The 14,876-nt window shown below is 62.9% G+C and carries 17 protein-coding genes; 3 read left to right on the top strand and 14 right to left on the bottom strand.

Going from position 1 to position 14,876, the window contains the following annotated elements; all coding sequences use genetic code 11:
- Positions 1–17: 17 nt before the first annotated feature.
- The 7 genes from KTQ37_RS03200 to KTQ37_RS03230 form a co-directional block, all read right to left on the bottom strand.
- Positions 18–446 (bottom strand): TIGR01244 family sulfur transferase, encoded by a 429-nt coding sequence (locus KTQ37_RS03200; protein ID WP_218629038.1) that lies wholly within the window; start codon positions 444–446, stop codon positions 18–20.
- 24 nt (positions 447–470) lie between these two features.
- Positions 471–1,337: an MBL fold metallo-hydrolase gene (locus tag KTQ37_RS03205; protein WP_218629039.1), complete on the bottom strand. Its 867-nt coding sequence runs from the start codon at positions 1,335–1,337 to the stop codon at positions 471–473.
- Positions 1,338–1,396: 59 nt separating this feature from the next.
- On the bottom strand, positions 1,397–2,074 hold the full coding sequence (gene gph, locus KTQ37_RS03210) for a phosphoglycolate phosphatase (protein WP_218629040.1): 678 nt from the start codon (positions 2,072–2,074) through the stop codon (positions 1,397–1,399).
- Between the two features lie 2 nt (positions 2,075–2,076).
- Positions 2,077–2,628 (bottom strand): thioredoxin family protein, encoded by a 552-nt coding sequence (locus tag KTQ37_RS03215; protein ID WP_218629041.1) that lies wholly within the window; start codon positions 2,626–2,628, stop codon positions 2,077–2,079.
- Between the two features lie 86 nt (positions 2,629–2,714).
- Entirely contained in the window at positions 2,715–3,623 is a 909-nt protein-coding gene (locus KTQ37_RS03220) for an MBL fold metallo-hydrolase (protein ID WP_218629042.1), read from the bottom strand.
- Between the two features lie 68 nt (positions 3,624–3,691).
- Complete coding sequence (gene rpe / locus KTQ37_RS03225; RefSeq protein ID WP_218629043.1) at positions 3,692–4,384, bottom strand: ribulose-phosphate 3-epimerase; 693 nt, start codon at positions 4,382–4,384, stop codon at positions 3,692–3,694.
- A 66-nt stretch (positions 4,385–4,450) separates the two neighbouring features.
- The gene (locus tag KTQ37_RS03230) at positions 4,451–5,437 is read right to left on the bottom strand and encodes a class 1 fructose-bisphosphatase (protein WP_218629044.1); all 987 of its coding nucleotides are present in this window, start codon (positions 5,435–5,437) and stop codon (positions 4,451–4,453) included.
- A gap of 122 nt (positions 5,438–5,559) precedes the next feature.
- Here KTQ37_RS03230 and KTQ37_RS03235 point away from each other — a divergent pair, with 122 nt between their 5' ends.
- Positions 5,560–5,967, top strand: coding sequence for a carboxymuconolactone decarboxylase family protein (locus KTQ37_RS03235; RefSeq protein WP_218629045.1), 408 nt, complete (start codon positions 5,560–5,562; stop codon positions 5,965–5,967).
- Positions 5,968–5,969: 2 nt separating this feature from the next.
- Positions 5,970–6,941, top strand: a complete 972-nt coding sequence (locus KTQ37_RS03240; protein ID WP_218629046.1) for a quinone oxidoreductase family protein — start codon at positions 5,970–5,972, stop codon at positions 6,939–6,941.
- A 208-nt stretch (positions 6,942–7,149) separates the two neighbouring features.
- Here KTQ37_RS03240 and KTQ37_RS03245 read toward each other — a convergent pair whose 3' ends face one another.
- From KTQ37_RS03245 to KTQ37_RS03270, 6 genes are all read right to left on the bottom strand, one after another.
- The gene (locus KTQ37_RS03245) at positions 7,150–7,479 is read right to left on the bottom strand and encodes a DUF1330 domain-containing protein (RefSeq protein WP_218629047.1); all 330 of its coding nucleotides are present in this window, start codon (positions 7,477–7,479) and stop codon (positions 7,150–7,152) included.
- Positions 7,480–7,526: 47 nt separating this feature from the next.
- Entirely contained in the window at positions 7,527–7,997 is a 471-nt protein-coding gene (locus KTQ37_RS03250; protein ID WP_218629048.1) for a nucleoside deaminase, read from the bottom strand.
- A 14-nt stretch (positions 7,998–8,011) separates the two neighbouring features.
- Complete coding sequence (locus tag KTQ37_RS03255) at positions 8,012–8,725, bottom strand: dimethylsulfonioproprionate lyase family protein (protein WP_236021053.1); 714 nt, start codon at positions 8,723–8,725, stop codon at positions 8,012–8,014.
- A gap of 78 nt (positions 8,726–8,803) precedes the next feature.
- A complete protein-coding gene (locus tag KTQ37_RS03260; RefSeq protein WP_218629049.1) occupies positions 8,804–9,580 on the bottom strand; it encodes a helix-turn-helix transcriptional regulator in 777 nt (258 codons plus the stop codon).
- 53 nt (positions 9,581–9,633) lie between these two features.
- Complete coding sequence (locus KTQ37_RS03265) at positions 9,634–11,052, bottom strand: aminotransferase (protein ID WP_218629050.1); 1,419 nt, start codon at positions 11,050–11,052, stop codon at positions 9,634–9,636.
- Positions 11,053–11,344: 292 nt separating this feature from the next.
- Complete coding sequence (locus KTQ37_RS03270) at positions 11,345–12,970, bottom strand: alpha-D-glucose phosphate-specific phosphoglucomutase (RefSeq protein ID WP_218629051.1); 1,626 nt, start codon at positions 12,968–12,970, stop codon at positions 11,345–11,347.
- Positions 12,971–13,375: 405 nt separating this feature from the next.
- On the opposite strand from KTQ37_RS03270, the gene KTQ37_RS03275 reads away from it, so the two are divergent.
- Entirely contained in the window at positions 13,376–13,762 is a 387-nt protein-coding gene (locus KTQ37_RS03275; RefSeq protein WP_218629052.1) for a DUF3459 domain-containing protein, read from the top strand.
- Positions 13,763–13,765: 3 nt separating this feature from the next.
- Here KTQ37_RS03275 and KTQ37_RS03280 read toward each other — a convergent pair whose 3' ends face one another.
- Positions 13,766–14,812 (bottom strand): ATP-binding protein, encoded by a 1,047-nt coding sequence (locus KTQ37_RS03280; protein WP_218629053.1) that lies wholly within the window; start codon positions 14,810–14,812, stop codon positions 13,766–13,768.
- Between the last annotated feature and the right edge of the window lie 64 nt (positions 14,813–14,876).

The raw sequence follows: 14,876 nt of genomic DNA on the forward strand, positions 1-14,876 counted from the left end.
GCTTGCGCGGCCTTTCTCTAGCGATTGGCGGCGTGCTGTGCCAAGAGCGGCACGAGGCCCGAGTGGTCGTAGCCCGCCTTCGCCGCCAGCGAGACGATCTCGTCGATCGGGCGCGCGCCAGCCTCGGACATCGCCCAGAGGTGCGACGAGCGCGTGCCAGAACGGCAATAGGCAAGCACCGGCCCCTCGATCTGCGACATGGTGGCCTCGAAGGCGGCGACCAGATCGGGCGTCATCGCGCCCGGGTAATAGGGCAGGTGAACATAGACCATGCCGACCGCAGCGGCAGCCTCGGCCATGGCGTGGCTGTCGAGCTGCGCCTCGATCTCTTCATCGGGGCGGTTGTTGATCAGGGTGCGATACCCCATGCGGGCCAGTTCGGCCACATCCTCGGGGGTGATCTGCGGCGCCACCGCAAACTCCGGCGTAATCTGCCGCAACTCCATGCCTGTCTCCTGCCACGCGTTCCGTTAGAGCCCGTTGACCGGAACCTTGAGATAGGTCCTTCCGTCATCCTCGGGCGGGGGCATCTGCCCGGCTCGCATGTTTACCTGCAGCGAAGGGATGATCAAGCGCGGCATCGCAAGGGTTGCATCGCGCTCGGTCCGCATCTTGACGAAATCGTCCTTGGACTTGCCGCCACCGATATGAATGTTCCGCGCGCGCTCTTCGGCGACGGTGGTTTCCCACTGGTAGTCCTCGCGCCCCGGGGGCAGGTAGTCATGCGCCACGAAAACGCGCGTCGCATCGGGCAGGGCGAGGATTTTCTGGATCGAGACATAGAGCGCCTCAGCCGATCCACCGGGGAAATCGCAGCGCGCGGTACCGTAATCGGGCATGAAAAGCGTATCGCCCACAAAGGCCGCGTCGCCGATCACATAGGTCAGGCAGGCCGGCGTGTGCCCCGGCGTGTGCAGGACGTGGCCAACCAGCCCGCCGATCTCGAAGCGGTCGCCCTCGACGAAGAGCTTGTCGAATTGCGAGCCGTCGCGCTGGAATTCGGTGCCCTCGTTGAAGATCTTGCCGAAGGTGTCCTGCACGATCTTGATACGGTCACCGATACCGATCTTGCCACCGAGACGCTCCTGGATATAGGGCGCGGCCGAGAGGTGGTCGGCGTGCACATGGGTTTCGAGGATCCAGGCCACGCTGAGGCCGCTTTCGCGGATATAGGCGATCACCGCATCGGCCGAGCGCGTATCGGTGCGCCCGGAGGCGTAGTCGAAATCAAGCACGCTATCGACCACCGCGCAGGCGGTGCTTTGCGGGTCCTTGACCACATAGGTCACGGTATTGGTCGCCTCGTCGAAAAAGGCCTGAACGACGGGTTTGAGCATTTTCTCCTCCTGCGGTCGGACGGATTTCTGCGCTTGATATGGGGTCGGCGCGGGCGCGATCAATCGGCTGCGGCGGTGACCCAAGGAAAGTGCGACACAATGCCGGGCAGCATAGCATAGTCCGAAAAGGCGATGGCATGGGGCAGATCGACGACCGGGGTCTTTCGGTAGCCTTCGGTGTACAGCAGGAACGGCTGACCTGCTGCGGCGGCGGTTTCGGCATCGACCTCGCTGTCGCCGACATAGAGCATCCGCACCCGCCCAAGCACCTGATGCGCCTGCAAAAGCGGCTGCGGGTCGGGTTTGCGCACCGGAAGGGTGTCACCGCCGATCACGACATCAAAAAGCGTATCGAGCGCGAAATGGCGCAGCACGGCCATGGTGGGCGCAATCGGCTTGTTGGTGCAAATCCCGAGCGGGTGACCCGCCAGTGCCAACGCCTCAAGCGCCCCGCGCACGCCGGGATACAGCGCGGTCAGGGTCACGGCCTCTTCGTAGCGTGCGGTGAAATCGGCGACCATGCGGGTATGTAGCGGGCCGTGCGGGTCGGCCTCGGACGCCTCCAGCAGGCGGTGCACCAGATGCGGCACGCCCTTGCCCACGAAGCTGCGCACCTGTGGCAGCGTCAGCGGGGCAAAGCCATGCTCGGCCAGAACGGCGTTCGAGGCCGCGTGGATGTCGGGCGCCGAGTCGATCAGCGTTCCGTCGAGATCGAAGACGATCGAGGGCAGCGACATGGTCAGACCTTCCACTTGATCGAGCAGCCCATCGAGGCGACCTGTTCGCGCGGGCCTTGGCCGGTCTCGACCACCAGCATCATCGCTTCGAACAGCTCGCGCCGCGCATCCGTGGGGCCGGGGTTGCGCCCCGAGGCATCCAGACGCCCGCGGTATTGCAGCTCATCCTGTGCGTTGAAGCCGAAGAAATCAGGTGTGCAAGCGGCACCGTAGGCGCGGGCGACCTCTTGGGTTTCGTCATAGAGATAGGGGAAGGAGAAGTGCTTTTCGCGCGACATGCGGAGCATATTGATGAAGCTGTCGTCCGGGTAGGCATCGGCATCGTTCGCGCTGATCGCGGCCACCCCGATCCCTGCGGCTTGCAGGGCGGCGGCGTCACGCAGCAACCGGTCCATGATCGCCAGCACATAGGGACAATGGTTGCAGATGAACATGATCAGCGTGCCCTTCGGGCCGCGGATGTCGTCGAGGCTCCAGTTCTTGCCATCGGTGCCGGACAGCACGAAGCCGGGCGCTTTCCAGCCGAAATCGCAGACGGGAGGGGTGACGGCCATGCTGTGCTCCTTCGTGCGGCTGATCCGGTGTCATCGTCAACCTAGCCAGAGCGCCGCGCAAGGCAAGCCTTGGCGGCGCCCTTTGGTCAGGCTTCGGGGATGAAGCGGAAGGCGTCGCCCGCGCGTTCGACGCGCCCGACGCCGCCTTCGGGCAGGTGGAAGCCGACCATCGGCATGGTGCCGTCGGCAAGCATCCCAAGCAGATCGAGGCGCGTCTTGGCGCCCATCTCTGCGTCCTGATCCGAGCCGGAGGCCCAGGACGGCGCCTCAAAGGCCATATGCGCGTTGGCGATGGCATCACCGACGATCAGTGCAGATGTATTGCCCTGGCGTACCTCGAACGACATATGGCCCGGCGTATGGCCGTAGCTTGCACGCGCGCCGACACCAGGGATGATTTCTTCACCATCCTCGAATGTTACGATGCGATCTTCAAGTGTCTGCAGGCGTCGGATCGCGCCTGCGGCGAAGGTCTCACGCCCACCGCTGATAGTGCTGACGGTGTTCGGGTCGGCCCAGTAATCATACTCGGCGCGGCCCATCAGATGGGTTGCGTTCGCAAAGATCGGCTCGTCGAAATCGTCGAGCACACCCCAGAGGTGGTCGGGATGGGCATGGGTGAAGACGACATGCGTGACCTCATCGGCAGTTACGCCAAGCACATCGAAGGCTTCCGCAAGCTTGCCGGCAGTGGGCATGAAATCCGGGCCCGAGCCGACGTCAAAGAGAACCGTGTTGGTGCCGTCGCGGTAAAGCGTGACATTGCAGGGGGATTCGATCTCCGGGCCGCTCAGCCCGTGCCGAGCCAGCAGCTCGGGCGCGCCTGGATTGTCCGAAATGAACCCGATCGGCAGCACGAGATGCCCGTCCGAAAGCGTGTCGAGCGTGGCTGTGCCCAATGCCAGTTGGCTGGCGGCGAAGCTGCGTGCGGGCAAGAGCCCGCTGACCCCGGCCGCCAGGGCCGTGCGTAGAATCGTGCGGCGCGTAAGTTGCATTCCAGTCCTCCCTTACTGGCATTCATTCATTCGAATATGAATGCATTTGCCGGGAGGAGCAAGCAGCCTTAGCGCGCAGCCTCGGCGGCGGACCGGATTGCGCGGATATTCTCGCCATAGGGGGCAGGGTTGTTGACCGAACCGCCCTTGAAAACGGCCGAGCCCGCCACCAGCACATCGGCACCGGCCGCGGCCATCAGCGGCGCGGTTTCTGGCGTGATGCCGCCGTCGATCTCGATATGGATCGGACGATCGCCGATCAGCGCGCGCAGCGCGCGCACCTTGTCGATCTGCGAGTGGATGAACTTCTGCCCACCAAAACCGGGGTTCACCGTCATCACGCAGATCAGGTCGAGTTGGTCGAGCAGATATTCAATGCCGTCGATGCCCGTGCCCGGGTTGATCGCAAGACCGGCCTTGCACCCCGCGCCACGGATCGCCTGAAGCGTGCGGTGGATATGCGGACCGGCCTCAAGATGCGCGGTGATAACGTCGGCGCCCGCATCGGCGAAGGCGTCGATATAGGTATCGACCGGCGAGATCATCAGATGAACGTCCATCACCGTCTTGATGTGCGGGCGGATCGCCTTGCACAGCGGCGGTCCGAAGGTCAGGTTCGGCACGAAATGCCCGTCCATGACATCCACATGGACCCAGTCGGCGCCCTGTGCCTCGATGGCCTGAATCTCGCGGCCGAAATCGGCGAAATCGGCGGACAGGATCGACGGGGCAATCTTGATAGAGCGATCGAAGCTGGTCATGGCATCCTCGGGGCAGGGCGGGGTTATCTGGGCGCCTTTTCCCTCAAAGCGCCCGGTAACGCAAGCTCAGCGATGCAGCTCCTCGTCGGGGATCAGCGCCGCTTCTTCGGGGTGGTCGTGATAGCGCGCGATGCGTCGAACCTTAGGCGCGGTGCCGAAGACGAAGGGCGTGCGGGCATGCAGGCTGTCGGGGATCGCATCGAGGATCGGATGATAGCCGTCGGTTGCCGCGCCGCCCGCCTGCGTGACGACAAAGGCGATCGGCGCGCATTCGTAGAGATGGCGCAGGCGGCCGCGCTCATATCCGCGGCGGCTGTCGCCCGGATAGAGAAAAACGCCACCGCGCTTGAGGATGCGGTGCGTCTCGGCCACCAGAGAGGCGATCCAGCGCATGTTAAAGTTGCGCCCGCGCGGGCCATCGGCACCGGCGATCAGGTGGTCGATAAAGGCCTGGATCGGCGCTGGCCAGTGCCGCTTGTTCGAGGCATTGATCGCGAATTCCGAGGTTTCAGGGGCCATCGGGGGCAGATCCGCAAGCCGCTCGAAACGTCCTGTATTCGGATCAAGAACCCATTGCAGCACGCCTTGGCCAAAAGTCGCGATCAGCGAGCATTGCGGGCCAAAGATCATGTACCCGGCGGCGAGCTGCTCGGACCCCGGGCGCAGGAAGCTTGCCTCGGCAGTTTCCGCCTTGGCGTAGATCGAGAAAATCGTGCCAATAGAAACGTTTACGTCGATATTTGAAGAGCCGTCGAGCGGATCGATAGCCAGCGCCAGAGAGCCGTCGCCAAAGGTCAGGATGTCGTCCTGTTCTTCCGAGGCATAGTAAGCCACCGCCGAGTCCCGAAGCGCCGCCATGAACGCCTCATCCGCCAGCACATCGAGCGCCTTTTGGCCGTCACCGCCCGCGTTGGTTCCGGCGCTGGCGCCAAGATCGCCGTCGATCCCGTTGCGCGCTATCAGGCGCTGCAACTCGGCGCCGACCTGGGTCAGGCGCTGCATGACATCCGTCAGCTCCGGGCCAAGCGAAAGCCCCGTAAGATCGAGTGACATGCCATCCTCCTGTCCAGCTCCGGCACGCGATCTATCGCGCCAAACCGCCACGGTTTCAATCCGGAAGCGTGATTGACGGGGTAGGGCGCGCGCACCATTCTCGGGGCAAAGACGAGGTACACATGGCGACCGTAACGCCCCCGAGCGACCCCGAGTCCGACCCGCGCGTCAAGGCGGTGTTCGACGATATCCGGCAAACGCGTGGCAGCGATTTCATCAACAATGTCTGGCGTTACCTCGCGTTCGATCCCGCGCTTCTCGAGCAGACCTGGGCCGAGGTGAAGGCGGTGATGGCCACGCCATCAGCACTGGAGCCAAAGGTGAAAGAGATGATCTACGCCGCTGTTTCGATTGCGAATTCCTGTGAATACTGCACGCATTCGCATCTTGCGGCTGCGCGCGCGAAGAGCATGACCCCCGAAGAGTTCACGGATTTCCTGCGCGTCGTCTCCTCTGCAGGAAAAACTAATCAACTTCTCAATGCTTTACGCATTCCGGTTGATGCGGCATTCCAGATGGGCAAGGAGTGAACATGGCCTACGCGATGGTGATTGCATCCCCGGGCGGCGCGGAGAAATTCCGCCGGATCGAGATTGATCCTCCCGCTCCAGGGCCTGGAGAGATTCTGATAAGACATACCGCTATCGGATTGAATTTCATAGATGTTTACTTTCGAACCGGGTCTTATCCTTGGCCGGTTGAGCGCGATCTTGTGACTGGCGCGGAGGCTGCGGGCGTTATCGAGGCCGTCGGTGTCGGCGTGGATCTTAAACCGGGGCAGCGCGTTTGCTATGCCATACCGAACGGCGCATACGCGTCCCACCGCGTTATAAGTGCCTCGCAAGCGGTTGTTATTCCAGACAATGTGTCGGATGAGATTGCGGCGGCCGCAATGCTCAAAGGGCTCACAGCGCATTATCTCTTGTATCATTCTTATGCCGTAAGCCGCGGAGAAAGCGTTCTTTTCCACGCCGCAGCCGGAGGTGTTGGCTTGATCGCGGGGCAATGGCTCAGTGCGCTCGGAGTGCGTGCGATCGGAACTGCGGGCGGACCCGAGAAATGCGCGCTGGCGCTGCGGCACGGTTACGATGCGGTGATCGATTATAGAAGCGAAGACTTTGTCACGAGGGTCATGGAGCTGACCGATGGCGCTGGTGTGTCTGCTGTCTACGACTCGGTTGGAGCGGATACGGTCATGAAATCCTTGGAGGTTTTACAGAGGTTTGGCTCGCTGGTGTGCTTCGGGCAAAGCTCTGGTCCCGCGACCGATTTCAAGATCGGCGATCTTGCACGCGGCTCGTTGCGGCTCACGCGGCCGACGTTGTTCCATCACACGGCGGTGCCTGGTTGGCTGCAAAGTGCAAGCGCAGATTTGTTCGCCATGATTGGAATTGGAGCGATCTCGGTTGAGATCGGCCAGACGTTTGACCTGTCAGACGTGGCACGAGCGCATGAGATGCTAGAGGCGCGTATGACGACCGGGAGTACAGTTTTGGTTCCGTAGCGCATCTGATTGGCGCCCCAAGCTACATAATACCGATTATGGGGTGTTGACTTATGCTAACCGGCATGTTGTAAAAGCGCATTTCCTGAGACCCCTCTTAGAAAAAACTGAACTCGACGCGCCCCCGACCTCCGACCAGATTGGCAACGAGCGTTTAGCCGAAATCAAACTCCGCCGCTCGTCGCATCGCATCCGATGATCGAAGCGATCAAGACGCATGTGGTGCTCGCCCGGCAAGGACTGCCGAACCAGAATCCAGCGCGACCAAAGTGCTTTTGGCTGATCGGAGTCGCACCTCCCGCACCGGCGCGTATGCTGCGGAGTTGTACCACTTCTTGAGTGCCGGCATATCTGGGAACTCGATGATGACCATGCGGCCCGGCACCCAGTCTTTCCCGGCTTCGAGAACGTCGAGGGCGCCGCCGCGGGACAGGAAGCGCCCGCCAAACTGCTCAATCAGCGGAAGGACTGCGCGCTTGTATTCCTCAAACGTGTCCGGGTCGGTGATCGTTTCATCCGCGATAAGATAAGCAGGCATGGCGTATCCTCCATTCGCCCTGTGCGGCGGCGCATGATGCGCCGCCATTACCAGAATCCTTCGTGCCCCTTGATGATGTCCGGTTCGAGTTCCGGATATGGCCCGCGAACTGCGACCTGTCGGCGTCCGGCGGCAAAGACCTGGTGGCAACTCAGGTCGAGGGTCAGGTTTTCGGGATTGTCGCCGGTCAGTTCCGCAAGGCGCTTTTCGGTAAGGCCATAGACCACGGTTCCGATGCCAGCCCAATAACAGGCCCCGGCGCACATGCAGCAGGGTTCGACCGAGGTCACCAGCGTGCATCGTTCAAGAAACGATGGCTCGTAGTTCTGTGCCGCCACCCTTGCCACGTTTGCCTCGGCATGGCCGACGCCTCGGTCGTGCATATAGGTGTTGCCCGAAGACAGAAGGACTTCCCCATCCGGGCCAACGAGAATGGCGCCAAAGGGATGATTGCCCGCGTTTCGGCTTTGCGCGGCGACCTCGGTCGCAATTCGCAGATATTCCACGTCACTTCGCATGATCGCATCCTCCCTCAGGTGGGTGTTGGTGCTCCAGAAGCCTTGCGTGTGGCGGTCAGTTTCATGCCCGGCGCGGCCAGCCGATCTTGCGCCCCGATCCAGGCATAGGCCAGCAGGCAGGGCTCTTCTTCGCCGGTTGTGATGCGGTGCTCGAAGCCGGGCTTGTTCAGGATGAGCGAACCGGGCGCGTGCACGGCTGCGTCGTTCTCAGACCAGGCACCGGCGATCGAGATGTAGCTTTCTTCGATGCCCGCGTGGCTGTGCTGTGGGTAGGTCGTGGCGGGCGCAAATAGGACGAAGCCAAGGATCAGGTCGTTGCTGCGGACTGGCCCCTGCGGGCCGAGCACCTCGCAATAGGCGAACTTGCGGGCCAGCGGCTTGGGCATTCGCTCATAGCCGTATTCCCAGGTCAGTTGCCCCCTCACCTCGCGCAGCGCGCGGGCCATGCCCTGCATGACGCCCCGCTCGCCCAGATCAAGCGCGCGCGGCAGATGGGCCGTCACCGGTTTGCTTGCAGGTGCACGCCTATGGATGATCGCGTTGGATGAGAATGTCGCGGATAGCGCCGCGCGCACCTTGCTCCGGTGGCTGCGGATCAGCGCGCTACCGCCAGCCGAGCCAAGGCGAAACAGCGCATCGAACTCGCGCAACAGGTAGAACCAGTCGGGCGCGTCGCGCAGACGCAGCACTTCGGCCTCGGGCAAGTCCGGGATCGGCGTCATGGACATCTCACTCTCCGTCATCGGAAAACTCGGGTGCAGGCCCCTGCCCTTACTGGGCGCGTTTGGGCGGATCGCGCCGGGCAGTTACTCGTAAAGATCGTCGATGAACGTCACCAGAAGCTCGACCTGCGAGCGGACATTCAGCTTGCGATAGATGCTCTTGATGTGGTTCTTGGCGGTTCCGTGGCTGATCTCAAGCAGGCCTGCGATCTCGGCGGCGGTGTAGCCCTTGAGCAGAAGGAACACGATCTCGCTCTCGCGCGCAGTCAAGACGTTGGCGCCGAAGCCCGCCAGTTTTCGCCCGATCACGCGGTCAATCGCCGGAACCTGCGGCTCCTCGACATCGGTGCGCTCATAGAGTGCGAAGACACTGGAGACGACGCTGACCAGCGAGGCAAGGAACTGCACCTCATCGCGCTCGAACGGCGGCAGATCGTGCGAGCGCGACACCGACAGATGCACGCAGCGCCCGCCGCCGATTGGCACCAGATAGCCGACTTCGTCGCGCGTATCCCATTTGCGCAGGTAGCGCTCGAAATAGGGAGAACGGGACGTATCGCCGGGGCGCGTGAGGTCGCCCAGGCGATGGACGCTCGGCTCGGGGCTGCGGCGATACTGCTGGTAGAAGGGATCGAGCAGGTAGAGCCCATCTTCGTAATCGTCCCTGCCCTGCTTGATGCCGAGAAAACCGATCCGCTCGGCAGGCTCATGGCGGTGAAACAGCGCGGCATACCACTGGTCAAAATCGACGCAGTTCGACAGGTGCGAGAGGAACCGGTCAACGATGTCGGACCGGTCGCGATGGATCAACAGATCCGCGACCCCGTCATTCCAGCGCTCGAGCATCGAAACGGACTGCATGTGTGGCAGGATAGGACCCGGCAGAATACCTGTCGAGTCTCTCCCCTTTCCCATCACCCGCGCGCTGGCGGCGACCAGATGCCCTCGGCGATCAGGTCGTTTTGCGTGGCGATAAGGCTGTCGCGCAGGATCGAGACGATCCGGTCGATATCCTCCTTCGTCACGATGAGCGGCGGAGACAGGATGCACAGGCTTTCGAACGGGCGCAGGATTAGCCCCCGCTCCTGCGCATGTGCATCGACACGCGCGGCAACCGCCATATCGGCCTCACCCGGTTCGGCGCCGATCTTGCGCACGACGCATTCCACGCAAGCCATTAGCCCCATGCCGCGCACGTCACCGACGATGGGCAGATCGCGCAGTTTTTGCAGCTCGGCCTGAAAATAGGGCCCGGTATCGCGCACCTGCTCAAGGATGCCGTCGCCCTCAAGGATCTCGAGGTTCTTCAGCGCCACCGCCGCCGCGACCGGATGGCCGGAATAGGTGAACCCGTTGGTGAAATAGGGGTGATCGACCGCATTCTCGCCACTGATCGCCTTGATCAGCCGGTCCGAATAAATCGTGGCGCCCATCGGGATATAGCCCGAGGTCAAACCCTTGGCGCAGGTGATGATATCGGGCGTGATGCCGAAGACGTCCTGTGACGCGAAGACATGGCCAAGCCGCCCGAAGGCCGTGACGACCTCGTCCGAGATATACAGAACGTCGTATTTGCGGCAGATCTCAAGGCAGCGCGGCAGATACATCTCTGGCGGCACGATGACCCCACCCGAGGCCTGGATCGGCTCGGCCACGAAGCAGGCCACATTCTCGGGGCCGAGTTCGAGGATCATCGCCTCAAGATCGGCGACCTTTTCGTTCGCGAAATCCTCCAGCGACTGGCCCTTGGGGCGGCGGAAGGCGTTGACCGAGGGCAGGAAGTGAACCAGCTCACGCGCATAGTCGAACTGGCTCCAGTCGCGGCGTTTGCCGTTCATCGAGGCCGTCAGGTAGGTCGAGCCGTGGTAGCTGTCCATCCGTACGATGACTTGCCGCTTGCTCGGCTGGTCAAGGCAGTTGAAGTAGAAATGCGCAAAGCGGATCGCGCTGTCCACGGCGCCAGAACCCGAGGTCGCGAAGCTGACGGTATTCAGATCGCCCGGCGCGCGCTCAGCCAGCGCTTGCGCAAGCTGCGCGGCGGGCACGTTCGCCATGGCGCCAAAAGGCGTGTAGTAGCACAGGCGGCGGGCCTGCTCGGTCATCGTCTCGATCAGTTCCTCGCGGCCATAGCCGACCTGGACGCACCACATCCCGCCGATCCCGTCGATATAACGGTTTCCCTCGGCATCGCTGATATGGATGCCTTTGGCCTCGGCCAGAACCAGCGGGTCTTCGGTGTGCATGGTCTTGAGGTCGGACCAGGGGTGCAGGACGTGACGCTTGTCCGCTTGTGCGATCTCTACCGGATCGAGGCTATGGTGCTTGGCGAACATCTGTCTTCTCCGTCGGTCGTTTCGCGGCCTGTGCGTTCTTCGCTGCTGCCGACAGAGAACCGCGCGAGCCGCGCCGGGAATACGCCCGCGCTGAATGCAACGTTGAATACCGTCGGCGATGACCGTGACTCTGATCGCTCGCCCAAGTGAAAGGAATGTCCCCAAGGGGCTATTGTGCGGCCGCGCCAAAAGGGGATGCCGCCCTCCCCGCGATTGGCGTGAACACATCGCGAAGCGCCGAACATGGCCCAAGCCTATCCGCGCGCCTGCCGTTGGATATAAGACCTAAGTCTCAGGTGATGACGTCAGGCCCCGCGCGGCCGGTGCGGGCTCGGATGCCGACGATCTCCTCGGTCGCGCGGATGATCGGGCCAAGCGCCTCTTGCGGGTCTTCGTTCAACCCCGCCGGGCCGGGAACGTAGCGCTCAAGGTAGACCCGCAGCGTCGCGCCCTCGGTTCCGGTGCCCGAAAGCCGCAGCACGACACGCGAGCCGCCCTCGAACAGGATGCGGAACCCCTGCTGCGCCGAGATCGAACCATCGACCGGGTCGGTGTAGGCGAACTCATCTGCGTTCTCGACGATAAGGCTATGATTTTGCGCGCCCTTCAGCGAGGCCAGCCGGTCGCGCAGATCATTCAGCATGGCATTGGCCTGATCGACTGGCAGGGCCTCGTAATCGTGGCGCGAGTAGTAGTTGCGCCCGAAGCGCTCGAAATGCTCTGCCAGGATCTCGGCCACGCCCTGCCCGCGCGCGGCGATGATATTGAGCCACATCAGCACCGCCCAAAGACCGTCCTTCTCACGGACATGATCCGACCCGGTGCCGAAGCTCTCCTCGCCGCAAAGTGAAACACGGCCCGCATCCATCAGATTTCCAAAGAATTTCCAGCCGGTGGGCGTCTCGTAACAATCGATTCCAAGCGCCGTAGCCACGCGATCGACAGCGGCCGAGGTCGGCATCGAGCGGGCCACGCCCTTTAGCCCCTGCGCATAGCCGGGCACCAGATGCGCGTTCGCGGCAATCACGGCGAGGCTGTCCGAGGGCGAGACGTAAACCCCGCGCCCAAGCACCATGTTGCGATCGCCATCGCCATCGGAGGCTGCGCCGAAATCCGGGGCGCTCTCGCCCATCATCTCAGCCATCAACTCATGTGCCCAGGTCGGGTTCGGGTCTGGATGCATCCCACCAAAATCGGGCAGCGGCGTTTCATGCACGACCGTCCCCTTGGCGGCGCCGAGGCGTTTTTCGAGAATCTCGACCGCGTAAGGCCCGGTGATTGCGCACATCGAATCCATCCGCATCGTGAAACCTTCATGAAAAAGGCCACGCAATGCTTTGAAATCGAATATCTCTTCCATCATGTCGGCGTAAGCACTGACCGGATCGACCACCTCGACCACCATGGCGCCCAGATGGCTTTCACCGATCGCCGTCAGGTTCACATCCGGCGCATCAAGCTTGGCGTATTCGGTGATCTCCTTGGTGCGGGCGAAAATCGCCTCGGTCACCGATTCCGGCGCGGGGCCGCCATTGGCCATGTTGTATTTCACGCCGAAATCCTCGTTTGGCCCGCCCGGATTGTGGCTGGCCGAAAGGATGATGCCGCCATCCGCGCTCCGCTTGCGGATCAGGTTCGAGGCCGCCGGTGTCGAGAGCCATGCGCCCTGCCCGACGATCACGCGCGCAGCCCCGCTTGCCGCAGCCATCTTGAGGATGACCTGCGCTGCTTCAGTTCCGAAGTAGCGCCCGTCACCGCCCAGAACCAGGGTCTTGCCCCGCACGCCACCTATGGCGTCGAAAGTCGCCTGAACGAAATTCTCAACGAAATTAGGTTGCATGAAGACCGCCGTTTTCTTGCGCAGGCCCGAGGTTCCGGGTTTCTGGCCGTCGAACGGCGTGGTCGGGTGGGTCGTCATGATTGCTCCTGTTGGGCGGTGGGCCGCGCGAACAGTTGAACAGATTGAGGCGCAACGCAAGTGACAGGCGTGTCAGGTCGCAAGGCCTGCGGCTCGGAGGAATTGGCGCTTTGGCCATCCCGGCTCATCTTTCCATTCGCCTCGTTGTGCTCTTCGGAGAAGGACACGAGCTCTTGCAGGGTGAAACCGTCGTGTGCGGTCGCGAAGTTGGCGCTGGTCAAAGGGGCAAGGCCCGCATCGTCGAGGATCTCGGCGCAACCGGCGAGCCGCCGTCAGGGTCTTTCTCGAACCACGGTGTGAACCGGCATGTGACGCGGCGGTCCGCGTTCGGCACGACAGATGTCATCGCGCGCCCGGGCTACGTTTCTGGCCCGAGAACAAGGGCCGAGAGGTTGCCGTACGCCGATGGTCTGGGATGGCTCCGCCCATGCGGGCTACTCGACGGCCAAGCCCTTGCTGCCCGTGAAGGCCCCACAGGCCGCACTTGATGTGGCTGCGCAGGAAGGGGCGCCGGGTTCCGTTCTGCACTCCTACCGCGCGATGCTTGCGTTCCGCCGCGCTCAGCCCGCGCTGCGTTCGGGTAAGACCGAGTTACAGGAGACGCACGAGCCGGTCTTGGCCTTCCGGCGCACGCATGGCGCCGAAAGCCTGACCTGTGTCTTCAATCTGGGATCTAGCAGCGTCACCCCGCCCGCTCCAGCCGGTTCGCCCATTGGTCCGGTGCTGGCAGCCAAGACAGGCAAGGGCGCGTTAAAGCTTGACCCAAACGCGGCAAGATTGCTGCGGGCCTGAGCGTCACGCCGCGGGAAGGATCACACTGAAACGCGAACCCTTGCCCTTCTCGCTTTCGATCTTCAGACGCCCGCGATGGCGCGCGACGATATGCTTGACGATGGCGAGGCCAAGCCCGGTGCCGCCCTGCTCGCGTGAGCGGTGGGTGTCGACGCGGTAAAACCGCTCGGTCAGGCGCGGAATATGGATCGGGTCGATCCCCTCGCCCGAGTCGATCACGTCGACCCGGTAAGCCGGGCCGCGCTGCACCGGTTCATGAGCGATCTTCTCGACGACCACACGCACCTCGCCACCCGCACCACCGTATTTCACCGCGTTCTCGATGAGGTTCGAAAAGACCTGCGTCAGCTGGTCGGCATCGCCCGTCACCCGCAGCGGCCCCGGCTCACCCTCGCGTTTGATCTGCACTTTCGCGGTCTCTGCCACCGGCTGCAGGGTCTGGATCGCACCACGCAGGACATTCGCCAGATCAACCTGCGCGGTCGGGCGGCGGCGTTCCTCGGCCTCGACGCGGCTGAGCGAGAGCAGATCGCCGACAAGGCGGTTCATCCGCCCCGCCTCGCGCGCCATGATCGTGAGGAACCGATCGCGCGCGACCGGATCATCCTTGGCGGCGCCGCGCAGCGTCTCGACAAAGCCGATCAGCGCGGTCAGCGGCGTGCGCAACTCGTGGCTGACGTTGGCCACGAAATCGCGCCGCATCGCCTCGGCCTCTTCGGTGGCGGTGATATCCTCGATGGACAGAAGCGCGGCGACCTTCCCCGCCTCGTCCAATTCGATCGGTGCGACCGAGACAAGCGCGACCATCTCGCGCTCAGGGCTGGAAAGCCGCAGCCGCACCCGATCCGAGGCCCGCGCGATCAGCGCACGTTCGAGCGCCTCGTTCAGCGCGGGTTGGCGCAGGACGGTAACGAAGGGACGCCCTTCAAGCCCCTGTCCAAGCAGAGCCTGCGCGCCCCGGTTGGTCGCGACAATCTTTTCGCGCGCATCCACGACCAGAACTGGAAGCGGAACCGCCTCCAGGACCGGCAAGATCGTTGCCATGCTCATTTGCGCCCCCGTTTGTCTCGCCCGCGCAGAATCTACAAAACCTCGGTTTTGTAAACATTTGAAC

The organism is Sedimentimonas flavescens (assembly GCF_019264375.1).
Taxonomy (GTDB): Bacteria; Pseudomonadota; Alphaproteobacteria; order Rhodobacterales; family Rhodobacteraceae; genus Rhodobacter; species Rhodobacter flavescens.